General features: G+C 52.3%; 15 protein-coding genes. 6 read left to right on the top strand and 9 right to left on the bottom strand.

Going from position 1 to position 12151, the window contains the following annotated elements:
* From flhB to AC1HDJ_RS02215, 6 genes are all read right to left on the bottom strand, one after another.
* Positions 1-1116 (bottom strand): flagellar biosynthesis protein FlhB, encoded by a 1116-nt coding sequence (flhB, locus tag AC1HDJ_RS02240; RefSeq protein WP_479536948.1) that lies wholly within the window; start codon positions 1114-1116, stop codon positions 1-3.
* Positions 1117-1908: a flagellar biosynthetic protein FliR gene (fliR, locus tag AC1HDJ_RS02235; RefSeq protein WP_479536946.1), complete on the bottom strand. Its 792-nt coding sequence runs from the start codon at positions 1906-1908 to the stop codon at positions 1117-1119.
* A gap of 24 nt (positions 1909-1932) precedes the next feature.
* Entirely contained in the window at positions 1933-2202 is a 270-nt protein-coding gene (locus AC1HDJ_RS02230; protein ID WP_479536943.1) for a flagellar biosynthetic protein FliQ, read from the bottom strand.
* Between the two features lie 15 nt (positions 2203-2217).
* The gene (gene fliP, locus AC1HDJ_RS02225; RefSeq protein WP_479536941.1) at positions 2218-2955 is read right to left on the bottom strand and encodes a flagellar type III secretion system pore protein FliP; all 738 of its coding nucleotides are present in this window, start codon (positions 2953-2955) and stop codon (positions 2218-2220) included.
* Positions 2955-3272: a flagellar motor switch protein FliN gene (gene fliN / locus AC1HDJ_RS02220; RefSeq protein WP_479537201.1), complete on the bottom strand. Its 318-nt coding sequence runs from the start codon at positions 3270-3272 to the stop codon at positions 2955-2957. Before fliN ends, fliP begins: the two co-directional genes overlap by 1 nt.
* Positions 3273-3392: 120 nt before the next feature.
* Positions 3393-4295, bottom strand: a complete 903-nt coding sequence (locus tag AC1HDJ_RS02215; protein ID WP_479536938.1) for a flagellar motor switch protein FliM — start codon at positions 4293-4295, stop codon at positions 3393-3395.
* A 336-nt stretch (positions 4296-4631) separates the two neighbouring features.
* Between AC1HDJ_RS02215 and fliE the strand changes: the two genes are divergently transcribed.
* The 6 genes from fliE (at position 4632) to AC1HDJ_RS02185 (ending at position 10333) form a co-directional block, all read left to right on the top strand.
* Entirely contained in the window at positions 4632-4979 is a 348-nt protein-coding gene (gene fliE, locus AC1HDJ_RS02210) for a flagellar hook-basal body complex protein FliE (protein ID WP_479536936.1), read from the top strand.
* Positions 4980-4992: 13 nt separating this feature from the next.
* A complete protein-coding gene (fliF, locus tag AC1HDJ_RS02205; protein WP_479536934.1) occupies positions 4993-6702 on the top strand; it encodes a flagellar basal-body MS-ring/collar protein FliF in 1710 nt (569 codons plus the stop codon).
* A complete protein-coding gene (fliG, locus tag AC1HDJ_RS02200) occupies positions 6689-7702 on the top strand; it encodes a flagellar motor switch protein FliG (protein WP_479536932.1) in 1014 nt (337 codons plus the stop codon). The genes fliF and fliG overlap by 14 nt, the downstream gene beginning before the upstream one ends.
* Positions 7703-7715: 13 nt before the next feature.
* A complete protein-coding gene (gene fliH / locus AC1HDJ_RS02195) occupies positions 7716-8471 on the top strand; it encodes a flagellar assembly protein FliH (protein ID WP_479536930.1) in 756 nt (251 codons plus the stop codon).
* Positions 8468-9799, top strand: a complete 1332-nt coding sequence (gene fliI, locus AC1HDJ_RS02190) for a flagellar protein export ATPase FliI (RefSeq protein WP_479536928.1) — start codon at positions 8468-8470, stop codon at positions 9797-9799. The genes fliH and fliI overlap by 4 nt, the downstream gene beginning before the upstream one ends.
* Before the next feature lie 90 nt (positions 9800-9889).
* Positions 9890-10333: a flagellar FliJ family protein gene (locus tag AC1HDJ_RS02185; RefSeq protein WP_479536926.1), complete on the top strand. Its 444-nt coding sequence runs from the start codon at positions 9890-9892 to the stop codon at positions 10331-10333.
* A 24-nt stretch (positions 10334-10357) separates the two neighbouring features.
* Here AC1HDJ_RS02185 and AC1HDJ_RS02180 read toward each other — a convergent pair whose 3' ends face one another.
* The 3 genes from AC1HDJ_RS02180 to flgA all read right to left on the bottom strand — a co-directional run bounded on the left by AC1HDJ_RS02180 (position 10358) and on the right by flgA (position 11997).
* Positions 10358-10786 carry a flagellar protein FlgN gene (locus tag AC1HDJ_RS02180; RefSeq protein ID WP_479536924.1) on the bottom strand — a complete coding sequence of 143 codons (429 nt, stop codon included), beginning with the start codon at positions 10784-10786 and terminating at the stop codon, positions 10358-10360.
* An 8-nt stretch (positions 10787-10794) separates the two neighbouring features.
* Positions 10795-11169 carry a flagellar biosynthesis anti-sigma factor FlgM gene (flgM, locus tag AC1HDJ_RS02175; RefSeq protein WP_479536922.1) on the bottom strand — a complete coding sequence of 125 codons (375 nt, stop codon included), beginning with the start codon at positions 11167-11169 and terminating at the stop codon, positions 10795-10797.
* Between the two features lie 129 nt (positions 11170-11298).
* Entirely contained in the window at positions 11299-11997 is a 699-nt protein-coding gene (gene flgA / locus AC1HDJ_RS02170; protein WP_479536919.1) for a flagellar basal body P-ring formation chaperone FlgA, read from the bottom strand.
* Positions 11998-12151: the final 154 nt, after the last annotated feature.

Here is a 12151-nt window from a genome sequence, read left to right as displayed (position 1 = left end):
TTAATGGCGCAGTTCTGGCGGGATGGTTAAATCAGGCAACGGTGGTGGCGGTGAGCCGCGTCCGCGTCGGTACTCTTCCAGATGGAAGACATAGGTCAAAATATGGGCTACAGCGGTATACAGCCCTGCCGGGATCTCCTGCCACTCTTTGGTGGAGTAGTACACTGCCCGGGTCAGTGGCGGGACATTCACTATCGGGCAGTTATGCTGGCGGGCCAATTGCTGCATTTGTAACGCCATGGCATCTACCGCTTTGGCCAGTACAAACGGCGCTTCGGCCTTGTTCTGGTCGTATTTCAGCGCTACTGCATAATGGGTCGGGTTGGTGATAATGACGTCTGCCTGTGGGATCACTTTGTGCATCCGGCGCATTGCCATCTGGCGTTGCAGGTTACGAATGCGCGATTTTATCTGCGGGTTTCCGTCACTGTTTTTGTGCTCTTCTTTGACTTCCTGCTTGCTCATTTTTAGCTTTTTGATGTATTGCCAGTGGGTATAGGGCAGATCAATTAGGGCAATGAGCAGCAGTGCCAGCCCGTACAGCAACACTGTCGACCAGATAAGGTCGAGGGTCAGGGTGATGGCCGTGCCGATATCACGGTGTTGCAGGCTCAGCAGCATCTGGATTTTTTCGCCTACAACACTCCACAGGGTCAGGGAAATTAGTGCAGTTTTCAGCACGCTTTTTACCAGATCAGCTAACGATTGCGAGGAGAACATCCGCCCCATGCCGCTGATCGGGTTGAGCTTGGAAAATTTGGGTTGTAGGGATTCTATGCTGACATTCCAGCCGCCGCGCAGCAGGTTACCCACTAAGGCTATCAGCATCAGCAAGCCCAGAGGTGCGAGCAGCGCCCAGCCCATGGCTGACAGACTTTCGCCCAAATGTTTGAATGCTAGTTGTGGGTCGAATACGTCTTGCTTACTTAAGGTTAAGTTGTAGCGCATGCTGTCGGTTAACAGGCGGCCTAAGGTATCACTAAATGCCGATAGCGTGATGGTGCCACCGAGCACCAGCAGGGCAGTGACCAGTTCACGTGAGCGCGGCAGGTTACCCTCTTTACGTGCATTATCCAGCCGCCGGCCGGTGGGCTTTTCGCTCTTATCCCCGCTCATTTATGGTGTCCCTGCCTGTAACGGGGTGTAGATGGTGCCCAGCAGGTTCAGTACTTCCCGGCTAAACTGGGTAAAGTTTTCTGGCACGCTAGAGAGAGTTAGACCAACACTCAGTACGCCGCACATTAAGGTCATCGGAAAACCGAGCGAGTAGATGTTTAGCTGCGGCGCGGCGCGGGTCATGATGCCGAAGGTCAGGTTGACCAGCAGCATGGCGGCGATAGCTGGCAGAGCCAGCAGCAGTGCAGCGCCTATCATCCAGCCAAACATGTGGATGATCTGCTGTAGGACGGTATCTGATAGCATGCTGCCGACCGGAATAGCACTAAAGCTGCGTACCAGAATATCTAGCACGACCAGATGGCCGTTTAACGCTAAAAACAGCAATGAGACATACATCTGGTACATCACCCCGAGTATCGCTGAGCTTACGCCGTTAACCGGATCGTTCATCATTGCCATGCCAAGGCCCATCTGCATGGAAACCAGCTGCCCCAAGGTGGTGAACACGGCAAACAGAATATCAATCACTAGCCCGAGCAGTGCACCTATTATCAGCTGTTGAAAGGCATAGAAAATTGCTAGTGGTGAGAACGGGTCAACCAACGGCATTGGCGGCATGAGTGGTGCAGCGACCACGCTGATCAGAAACGCTAACCCGATCCGAACCTGAGTCGGGATTTGCGGGTTGCCAAATAGCGGCATCACCAAAAAGGCGGCGGTAAGGCGGAAAAATGGCCACCACAGTATGCCCATCCAGGCGGTAATATCCGCTGCGCTTAAGGTTAACATTAGGTCAACATCCGGTGAGGTTCATCAGCCGATTAGGGTCGGAATGTCGTGGAAAATTTGGGTAAACAGATCATGCAAGGTGGATAGCATCCACGAGCCGGTAAACCCGATCATCGCTAGCATCACCAAAAAGCGTGGCAAGAATGATAGCGTCTGTTCGTTGATTTGAGTTGCCGCCTGAAAAATGCTAACCAGCAGACCGACCACCAGACTCGGTAACACTAAGATGCATACCATAGTCGCGATCACAGTCAGGGCTTGGCTAAAAATAACGGAGATGGCGGTGGTATCCATAAATATCCTGTTCGATCAGCCGAAACTGGCACTGAGAGTGCCGACAGTCATCGCCCAGCCGTCGACTAGCACGAAAATCATCAGCTTGAAAGGCAGTGAGATGATCAGTGGCGAGAGCATCATCATCCCCATGGCCATCAGCACGCTCGATACCACCATGTCGATAATCATAAACGGGATGAAAATCATAAAGCCAATCTGGAACGAGGTTTTTAGCTCACTGAGTACAAAGGCGGGCATCAGGATCAGAAAATCCACTTTCTCTGGCGGTGTGGCACGTGATTCACCAGCAATGTCTAGCAGCTGCTGTAGATCACTTTCCCGCGTTTGCGCCAGCATAAATTTACGCAACGGTTTTTCCGCCTGAGTGAAGGCCTGTTTTAAGGTCAATGTATCGTTCTGATACGGCTCGAAGGCGTTAACATAAATGTCATTGAACTCCGGGCGCATGATGAACAAGGTCAGGGTCAGGGCTATTCCTATTAAGATCCGGTTGGGCGGGCTTTGCTGCAGGCCGAGCGCCTGACGCAAAATAGCCAACACAATAATGATGCGGGTAAAGCTGGTGGTCATCAGCAGCATGGTTGGCAAGAAGGATAGTGCTGTCATCAGCAGCAAGATCTGCAGCTTGACGCTGTACTCCTGTGCGCCATCGGCCTGCGATGTGACTGTCAGTAGGCCAATATCTCCGTTCGCTGCCAAGGCTGGGTGTGCCAGCAGGCATAGCAGCACCAGTAACCCGATCTTGCGCATTAGTGGGATAACCCTTTGAGCATGTCGCCACTTTCCACTACGTTGGTTAGGCGTAGGCCATATTTGTTATTCACGATCACCACTTCGGCATGGCCGAGCAGAGTACCGTTGACTTTGACATCCATCGGCTCGCCGTTGAGCTTGTCTAGCTCGATGACTGTGCCGCGACCGATACTCATCAGATCGCCGATCATCAGTTCAGTGCTGCCAACTTCCAACGTCAGTTTCACCGGGATGTTGCGGATAAATTTCATGTCAGTCGGGAAGCTGGCTTCCTCCGGTGCAGTCGCCGGTGTGTCTGTGGCCAAATCGCCCATATCGAGATCATTTAGATCCAGATTTAAATCATTCAGGGTTTCGGACATCGGGGATTCCTTGCAGTTACAAAAAACAGAACATCATCAGTATTCCCGGCTACGGCCGGGCAGTGAAATGGCTCAGACTGGCGTATCGAGCACGTCATCAACTTGCAGCACCAGATTACCGTTACGCTCAGCAATACGCGCTTTGTACAGCGGGCTATTACCGGCGCGTACAGTGAGTTGCGATGGCATATCTACCGAGATCACGTCACCGACCCGTAAATCCATCACTTCACCCAAGGTCAGCGATTTTTCGCACAGAGTAGTTTTCAGGCGCAGTGATACTTGTTGTAGGCGCTCTTCCACCTTGGCTTGCAGGGTCGGATCTAGCTCTACGTTGGCTTCTTCGGTTGTTGGGGTGCGTAAGAACTCCAGCCCGTTAAACGGTAGGGCGATCTCTAGCCAACCCTGATGTTCACCAACCTGAATGGAGAAGCGGCAAATCTGAAATAGCGGTTGATTCGCCATGCTGCTGTTCAGGTGCAGGGATTGCTGTTGGGTCATCTGGCTGCACCAACTGGTCTGGCTGCACCAGCACTCATCAAATAATTCCAATAATTGCCGGAAAATCCGCTCAACGAGGCGCTGCTCGGTATCGCTCATTTCGCTGCTTCGGCGCACGCTGATGCCTTTACCGCCGAAGAACAGATCGGCCATGAAAAACAGTAGGTTACTGTCCATCGCAATCAGACCACACATATCGTGCGGCTCGACGAGGAACTCATGCTGGCTGTTGGGCTTCGGGATAGAGGCCAAATATTCACCGAGCTTTAGAGTATCTTGCTGTTCGAAGTGAAAATTCACCGGCTTGCGCAGTAGACCGAAGAAGAACTGCTTAGCGGAGCGTTCGAAGCGTTGGCAAATGGTATCAAGGGTTGCCTGTAGCATACCAATCCGGTGTTCTGGGTTTGCCAGATCAAAGGATTTGATATGCGCCTGTTCGCTGGGAGAGATAATTTTTCGTTTGGTTGTTTTCATTCCTGCTCACTCGGTAACGTCTTACCGAGTCTTCTCGACCGCAAAACTCGGAGTCTGTAATCAGTAATGTCACTTTTATGCAAATTCTCTGCCAGTTTTTGAACAAGGCTATTCCCGTCTTTATGTGCATCCTGTCGACTTATTTGTGATAAATAATTGTAATTGAAGTGTCATATTTTTGACTTAAGTCTCAAGGATGACATGATTTCATGTGTTTGGGTGGGTATTGATTGACAAGTGACAAAGAACGGTCAGTGAGGCCGTGTGACGCTGCTTAATTAATGGCACGTTACTTGCTTTTTTAACAGCACGTAAAACTGTCGGAGAGTCAGCGTCATGTATCACACAGCCCCGGGAATACAGAACACCTTGGCCCAGATGGAGGCGGTAAAGTCACAAATCAGCGTTGGCAGCAGCACTGAAATAGTGGCCGCTAACCCGTTGACCACCACTGGTACACAGGGGCCGAGTTTCCAGGCAGCGATGACCCAAGCGGTAAGCCGGGTGGATAATCTGGGTAAAACCGCCAAAGATATGGTGACCGCAGTAGATACCGGCGTTAGCCAGGATCTGGTTGGTGCGATGATCGCCAGCCAGAAAGCCAGCCTGTCGTTTACTGCTTTGGTGCAGGTACGGCAGAAGCTGATGACTGCCTATGACGATGTCATGAAAATGCCGGTATAAGTGAGATCCAGACGTGACCGAATTATTACAGAAAAAATGGGCTCAGCTGCCGGCATCGTCGGCGATGCTGGCCAAGGTAAAAGGCCGTCGCCTGAGCGCCCTGCTTGGGGTAATAGCGCTGGTGGTGACCGGAATTGTGGTGCTGGCTTTGTGGCTGGGTAACAGCGAATATCGCCCACTGTATGGCCGTAACGAAACCTTTGATCAGAGCCAGGTCATGTCAGTGCTGGACAAGCAGGGTTTTAGTTTTTATGTCGATGGTAACAATGGCCAGCTGATGGTGGCACGCGATCAACTGGGTAAAGCGCGTATGGCGCTGGCGGCGGCTGATGTGAAAGTGCAGCTACCAACCGGTTTGGAGATCCTCGAGAAAGACAATAGCCTTGGTACGAGTCAGTTTATCGAAGATGCACGTTACCGGCATGGTTTAGAGGGGGAACTGGCCCGTACCATCATGTCGCTCGATGGTATTACCAATGCGCGTGTGCATCTGGCCATTCCTAAACGCACCCTGTTTATCCGTGGCAATCCAGAGCTGCCATCGGCCTCGATTGCGGTTTCTCTAGAACCGGGTGTTACGTTGAAGTCAGAACAGGTGCGGGCGATAGTCAATCTGGTCTCTGGCAGTGTTATCGATCTGAAGCCGGAAAATGTCACAGTGGTCGATCAGGCCGGCCGCCTGCTGAGTACTAATGATGCTGATACACAGGCCAGTGAAACCAACACGCAATATCTGGAATACGTAAACCGCTTGGAGCGCAGCTACATTGACCGTGCCACCCGTATGCTGGATCCGATATTGGGGATGGGAAATTTTGAGGTGCAGGTGGCGGCCAAGGTGAACTTTGATCGTAAAGAAGCCACCGAAGAGCTCTATAACCCGCAAGGGGCGTTGACCCGTGAATCCAGCCGTGAAGATAGCAGTAATAAAGAACAAAGCGCAGGTGTACCCGGTGCACTGAGTAACCAACCTGCTGATAAACGAGCAGATAAGCCAGCGAATAACAACAAAAAAACCACCGCGACTTCTGAGGGAAACTCATCTAATAGCAGCGAGCTGGTAAATCATACCAGTGAGTTGAACCGAGATTTCCAACTGGATAAAACCCAGCGTCATATTCGTTATCAGCAGGGTGAATTACAGCACTTGAGTGTGTCGGTACTGATCAATGGTAAGCCGGAGCAGTATTCCAAGACAGAGTTGGAGCAGATGACCACTATGCTACAAGATGCTTTGGGTCTGCGTGGTGCTGATGGCGATCAGATTAGCTTGCATGTCGTCCCGTTTGTGGCAAGTGATAACTCACTGAGTGATGATGTTGCACCATGGTGGAAAGATCCGTTCTGGGTAGATGTGCTGCGCTATGTACTGGCGGCGGTGGTCGTATTGGCGGTGCTGTTCGGGGTAGTTCGTCCGATACTGCGTCAGCTGGCCAAACCGTTGCCGGTCAACGATTCGGCACTGCCAACTCGGTTGGATGATGAGAATATGACTGACGGTGAGATACAGTCGGAAAGCGGCAGTCAGAATACCGAGGGCAGTACGGCACTAGTATCACGTCCGAGTCTGACATTGAATGAAAGCCTGCTGGAACTACCATCACCGGAAACCGGTCTGGAAGTGCAGCTCGAGCGTATCCAGCTCTTGGTTAATCAGGAGCCGGAGCGGGTTGCGCAGGTGGTTAAACAGTGGATAAAGGTTGAGCAACATGACGGAAACTGAGGTAATGCAGCCGCAAGACGGTTTGCAACAGGCGGCGATTTTGCTGCTGAGCATGGGGGAAGAGGCTGCGGCTAACATCCTTAAACAGCTCAGTCGTGAGGAAGTTAGCCGTCTGACCGTTGCGATGGCCAGCTTGCCGGGTGTGAAAAAAGATCAGGCGCAATCGGTATTTCTGCGTTTTTTCACCGATTTCCGCGCTGAGTCCGGGATCACCGGCGCTTCGCGCGGTTATCTGGAGCGCACCCTGGATAAGGCTCTCGGTCGCTCTTTGGCGCGTCCGCTAATTAATAGTATTTATGGCGATACCCTGCGCAGCAGCTTGCAACGTCTTCAGTGGTTGGAGCCTTCCAAATTGGTTGAGCTGATTGCTGGTGAGCATCCACAATTACAGGCCGTGTTTCTGGCTTACCTAGAGCCAGACATGGCAAGTCAGTTGCTCAGCCGTTTGCCACCGGAAACGCATGATGACCTGCTGTACCGGTTGGCCAATCTCGATGAGATCCATCCAGATATGATTGATGAAGTGCATGTTCTGCTGGAGAAATTCCTGCAACAAGTGGGACACCGCACCAGTTCACAGGTCGACGGCACTAAAAAGGCCGTGGATATTCTCAACCGTATGGGCACTCGAACACCTGAGATAATGCTATCGCTGCGCGACATGGATCCGAGCCTGATGGTGAAGCTCGAAGAGAGTATGTACCAGTTCGACATTCTGGAACGCCAAAGCGAGGCAACCCTGAGCCGGATGATCGAAGAAGTGCCACAAGAGCGTTTGGCTCTGGCGATGAAGGGTGCGTCGGATACCTTGCAAAACAAGGTATTTGCCTGCCTGCCGAAACGTGCGGCTCAGTACTTGCGTGAAGATATGGAGACCAAGGGGGCGGTACGCATGAGTGCGGTGGAAGAAGCCCGAACCGAGATCATGCAGACTTTGCGTCAGCTGGCTAACGACGGCGAAGTCGAGTTGTCGCTGTTCGCGGAAAATGTGGTTGAGTAAGCGGAGTGCAGCCATGAGTGACAAACCCGGAGCCATTTTTCGCCCGCAACCTGGTCAGCTCCGACCATATCGTTTTCCGCCGTTGGTGGAAGAGCGGTCACGCGGTGATGAGTTTGATGATTTTTCTGATGATAGTCATGGCGGCTACGACAGCGGTGCGGCTCAGTATCAGGAAGAGTTTAACAACGGCTTTCAAGATGGCATGCAAAAAGGCTACGACGAAGGCTTTTTACAAGGCCAGCAGCAAGGATTGGAAGGTGGCCGTCAACAAGGTTATCAGGCCGGTTACCAAGATGGTCAGCAGCAGGGATTACAAGAGGGCCGTCAGCAATTAACCGATTCGGTCATGGCGACGGATTCTTTGTTGCAACAGATTCAGCAGGTGTTCCATCAGCAAGTGCGTGAACAGAACGAAATGATCTGCGATCTGGTACAAAAAGTTGCCCGACAGGTGATCCGCTGTGAGTTGACCTTACACCCGCAGCAACTGGTCGCACTGATTGAAGAGACCTTGGCTCAAGTGCCGGAGCAAGAAGGCCAGATTGCGGTTTACCTCAATCCGCAAGATTGCCAGCGTCTGCAGCAGTTGTTGCCGGATGTCGTGAATAAATGGCAGCTAGAGATGGACAGTGCGCTGGAAAGTGGCAGTTGCCGAGTGGTGACCCGTGATTCAGAGGCTGTTGTTGACAGCGAAGAGCGCCTGCAAGCTTGCATGGATGCGGTACACGATACTCTGCTGGCCGACTCGGCAGCTGAACATGCCGAATGAGTAATCCGCAGCAAACCTTAGCGCGTCGCTTAGCGCAGGCGGGCCGTCAACTGCCGGATTTGCCTGTTGCGCGTACTTATGGGCGCTTGATTCGCATGACCGGTTTGACGCTGGAAGCGGTGGGTTGTCGTCTCAGTAGCGGTCAGTGTTGCATGATTGAGACCGACAGCGGCGCACTGGTGGAAGCCGAAGTAGTCGGTTTTGACCGTGAGTCTTCTTTTCTGATGCCAATTCGTCATACTTCGGGCTTGCGTCCTGGTTGCCGGGTATTGCCGCTGCAAGGTGATAGTAAAATTGCCGTTGGCTACGGCTTGTTGGGTCGGGTGTTGAATGGGGTTGGTGAGCCACTGGATGACCGTGGCCCACTACAGACCGATCAGCGCATTCACCTACAAGGCGAAAGCATCAACCCATTGATTCGCCAACCAATCAGCGAGCAGCTGGATGTTGGGGTGCGCGCCATTAACGGCATGCTGAGTGTCGGTAAGGGTCAGCGCCTTGGGTTATTCGCGGGTAGTGGGGTGGGTAAAAGCGTGCTACTTGGCATGATGACCCGCAACACCACCGCTGAGATTACGGTCGTCGGATTAATCGGTGAGCGGGGCCGTGAGGTGCGCGAATTTATCGAACATTCGCTGGGCAGTGAAGGGCTGAAAAATGCGGTGGTGATAGCGTCACCGGCCGATGATCCGCCACTGCTGCGTTTGCGTGCCTCGGTCTTGTGTCATCGTATCGCCGAGTTTTTCCGCGATCGGGGCCATGATGTACTGCTGCTGATGGATTCCCTCACCCGCTATGCTCAAGCACAGCGCGAGATTGCGTTGGCTGTGGGTGAGCCGCCGGCTACCAAAGGCTATCCACCCTCCGTTTTCAGCTTGCTGCCGCAATTAGTTGAGCGTGCGGGTAATGGCGCGCACGGTAAAGGCTCAATCACCGCCTTTTACACCGTACTATCAGAGGGCGATGACCAGCAAGATCCGATTGCCGATGCGGCGCGTGCTATTTTGGATGGTCATATCGTGCTGAACCGGACATTGGCAGAAAGTGGTCATTATCCGGCTATTGATATTGAGCAGTCGATCAGTCGGGCCATGCCGCAGATTGTCTCTGCCGAGCATTTGCGCCAAGCGCAGCTGGTCAAACAGCGCTATTCCCGTTACCGGCAGGTGCAAGATCTGCTGGCATTGGGGGGTTACCAGCCGGGGAAAGATCCACAGCTGGATACGGCGATTGCCAGCTATCCGGCAATCTGTGCTTATCTGCAGCAAGGTATGCAGGAAAAAGTAACCCTTACCGACAGTACGGAGCAGTTATTACAACTGCGTTAACCTGCGAAGCTGACTGGTGCTGAGTCTCAGCCGACCGGCTTTTTGGCGGGAGGGTGTTTATGTTGAATTTTCGAGGAGCGGTCTTTCGTTATGTTTCGTCAGCACGGCGTACTGCACGCCTGGTATCAGCAGCAGCAGCAGTGTTTTGAGCAGTTGCAGTCTGAACAGGGTAGCTGGCAACAACAACAACAGGCTCATGCCGAGCGATTGGCACTGTTACAGCAGGTCTCTACCCAGTACGCACTGGGCAACGGTAACGATTCCAGCGCTCTGCTGGTTAAAGGTATTGGCCGTTTTCGCAATCAGCTTTCTCTGATCACTCAATTACAACAACAAGAGTTGGCTCTGGCAGAAGCGGAGCTTCGTACTGCTAGCGAGCGGGTGTTGCATCAACATCTGAACCTGAAAAAGGGCGATATCCTGCTACAAAAACTGCAACAGCAGCAACTACAGCGTGAAGCCAAGCATGAGCAGCGAGTATTGGATGAGTTGTCTGGTCAGCGTTTCTTACGCCGTCAGCAGGGCTGTCGGTAATAACGCGGCGAGTCTGGGCTCGGTTTAGCGTGGGGCGTAGGTTAGCCCGGCATCCGGTTGCAGTAATTGGGTTACCAGCTGTTTTTGCTGGGCCAGCAATTTGCCGTTACGGTTGTTTTGCTGCTGACAGTCACGGATCAGCTGGTGCAGTTGTTGCCATTGCTGCTGGGCGGAAGCCCTCAAGGTATCTGGCAGCGCACGAAACAGTGCTTGTATTCCCTGATCATCAGCGGGTAGACCGATAGCTTGCAAATGCTGACAACGCTCGGTGGCACGCTGTTGTAGCGTGTGCAGTAGCGGTTGCAATTGGCCGTTGCTATCACTTAATCCACGGCTATCCCGCTGTTGCATCAGTGCATACTGTTGCTGTAATAGCGGCAGTATATGCTGATAATCGCGCACATCTTGTGCCAGTGTTTGCAGTAAGATTTTGACCCGTGACTTATGATCCATAATGCCGTTTAGCCTTTGTAGTATTGATAGAGGCTGTCGGCCAGACGATCGGTGTTGATACTAAGCCCACCGTCTGCTAGCAAGGTACGCATCTTAGCAACTTTATCCAGATCTACTTCGGCTGGCCGTGGCGTTTGCTGGGCCTGATCCAGCATTTTCAGATCGCGGCTTAACGCCACCGACTCGATCGGTTTGCTGCGGGTGGCCAGGTTTTTTTGGGCGCTGCCGCTGGCCGGAGTCTGTACGGTACTGACTGCCACGTCACGCTGTACTTTACCAATCATGGTTGCTCCTTTTGCATTAGGCTGTGTAGGCATCATGGTGCTGTATACCTTTACGTCGTCAGTGAAGTCAGTACGGGCGAGTTTTACTGTGCGCCACATTCTGACTGCTTAATTATATACGGCGACCAGCAGGCTGCCTAACTTAAATCCGGTAATCCCTTTTTCTCGTCAGTTTTTTATCTGTGGCTCTTTTTAGATCTCGGCAGCGGCGCAATTTGGCACTGGTGGTTAAAAATCAGTCATAACTTGCCCCGTTGCACTGACTTTGGCTCTAATCTCCTTACCACTAAGGGTGTTTTCGACACGGATTTTTTTGCCCTTACTGCCACCTTCCAGCGCAATCCCTTTCATCGAGGCTCTTACTCCTTCTTTTTGCGCCAAGATCACCACCTCATCGCCCCGCTTAATGAGTTCCGGCTCGGCCAGCATATTACGGTTAATTAGCCGACCGGCCGGTAGATTGCGCCGCAAGTTCTGGCCAATCAGGGCTTGTGGATCAGTGAAATAGGCCTGGCGCAAAAAAGCAATATTAGTGGTTTTCACGCTCAGATCGCCGGCACTTAGCACTTGCCCACGTTCCAAATTACGGCTTGCAAAAATCAACGGCAGGAAGATAGAGACATCTGCTTTCACGCTCACATGCCAGGTTTTTGGGGTTGTGCAGCGCACGTCGTAACTGACTCTACCGGCGGGTGGGGCTTCAGTTAGGCGCTGGATTTGCAGCTGAGTGGCGCAAATTGGGAAATCCGGCATGTTGCGCAACTTAACGTCAAACTGCTGACTCTTTTGTGCTTTTGCAAAAGAGGTCACGTCTTGTTGGATAAATTGTGTCACTTGTTCGACGGGGGTCACATCCGCTGCCCGCAGTGACGAGCTGATAAGCAACAGGGGTAGCAAAAGAGAGTGGTATCGGCTGAGAGCAGGCATGTCGCCTCCTTAGGTGCGCAGTTTCTGGTGCGTGTTCTGTGCATGGCAACGAGGGAATAGCTCTTGGTTTTACGCATTGTAATCCAGATGGTTAAAAAATTGGCGTGTTAATTGCTAAGAGACAGAGCTTATTCATGTTGTTGCAGGGGATAAA

The organism is Plesiomonas sp. ISS29 (genome assembly GCF_056522795.1).
The sequence above is the reverse complement of the archived record's forward strand: the minus strand, read 5'-3'. Positions and strand labels throughout refer to the sequence as shown.

What these genes read in the sequence shown, in the direction of transcription:
- AC1HDJ_RS02180 (WP_479536924.1), bottom strand. Translation starts at nt 10,786, where the DNA reads ATGGATCATAAGTCACGGGTCAAAATCTTACTGCAAACACTGGCACAA.
- fliN (WP_479537201.1), bottom strand. Translation starts at nt 3,272, where the DNA reads ATGGGCGATTTGGCCACAGACACACCGGCGACTGCACCGGAGGAAGCC.
- AC1HDJ_RS02215 (WP_479536938.1), bottom strand. Translation starts at nt 4,295, where the DNA reads ATGAAAACAACCAAACGAAAAATTATCTCTCCCAGCGAACAGGCGCAT.
- fliP (WP_479536941.1), bottom strand. Translation starts at nt 2,955, where the DNA reads ATGCGCAAGATCGGGTTACTGGTGCTGCTATGCCTGCTGGCACACCCA.
- fliR (WP_479536946.1), bottom strand. Translation starts at nt 1,908, where the DNA reads ATGTTAACCTTAAGCGCAGCGGATATTACCGCCTGGATGGGCATACTG.
- flhB (WP_479536948.1), bottom strand. Translation starts at nt 1,116, where the DNA reads ATGAGCGGGGATAAGAGCGAAAAGCCCACCGGCCGGCGGCTGGATAAT.
- fliE (WP_479536936.1), top strand. Translation starts at nt 4,632, where the DNA reads ATGTATCACACAGCCCCGGGAATACAGAACACCTTGGCCCAGATGGAG.
- fliH (WP_479536930.1), top strand. Translation starts at nt 7,716, where the DNA reads ATGAGTGACAAACCCGGAGCCATTTTTCGCCCGCAACCTGGTCAGCTC.
- AC1HDJ_RS02230 (WP_479536943.1), bottom strand. Translation starts at nt 2,202, where the DNA reads ATGGATACCACCGCCATCTCCGTTATTTTTAGCCAAGCCCTGACTGTG.
- fliI (WP_479536928.1), top strand. Translation starts at nt 8,468, where the DNA reads ATGAGTAATCCGCAGCAAACCTTAGCGCGTCGCTTAGCGCAGGCGGGC.
- flgA (WP_479536919.1), bottom strand. Translation starts at nt 11,997, where the DNA reads ATGCCTGCTCTCAGCCGATACCACTCTCTTTTGCTACCCCTGTTGCTT.
- fliG (WP_479536932.1), top strand. Translation starts at nt 6,689, where the DNA reads ATGACGGAAACTGAGGTAATGCAGCCGCAAGACGGTTTGCAACAGGCG.
- flgM (WP_479536922.1), bottom strand. Translation starts at nt 11,169, where the DNA reads ATGTGGCGCACAGTAAAACTCGCCCGTACTGACTTCACTGACGACGTA.
- AC1HDJ_RS02185 (WP_479536926.1), top strand. Translation starts at nt 9,890, where the DNA reads ATGTTTCGTCAGCACGGCGTACTGCACGCCTGGTATCAGCAGCAGCAG.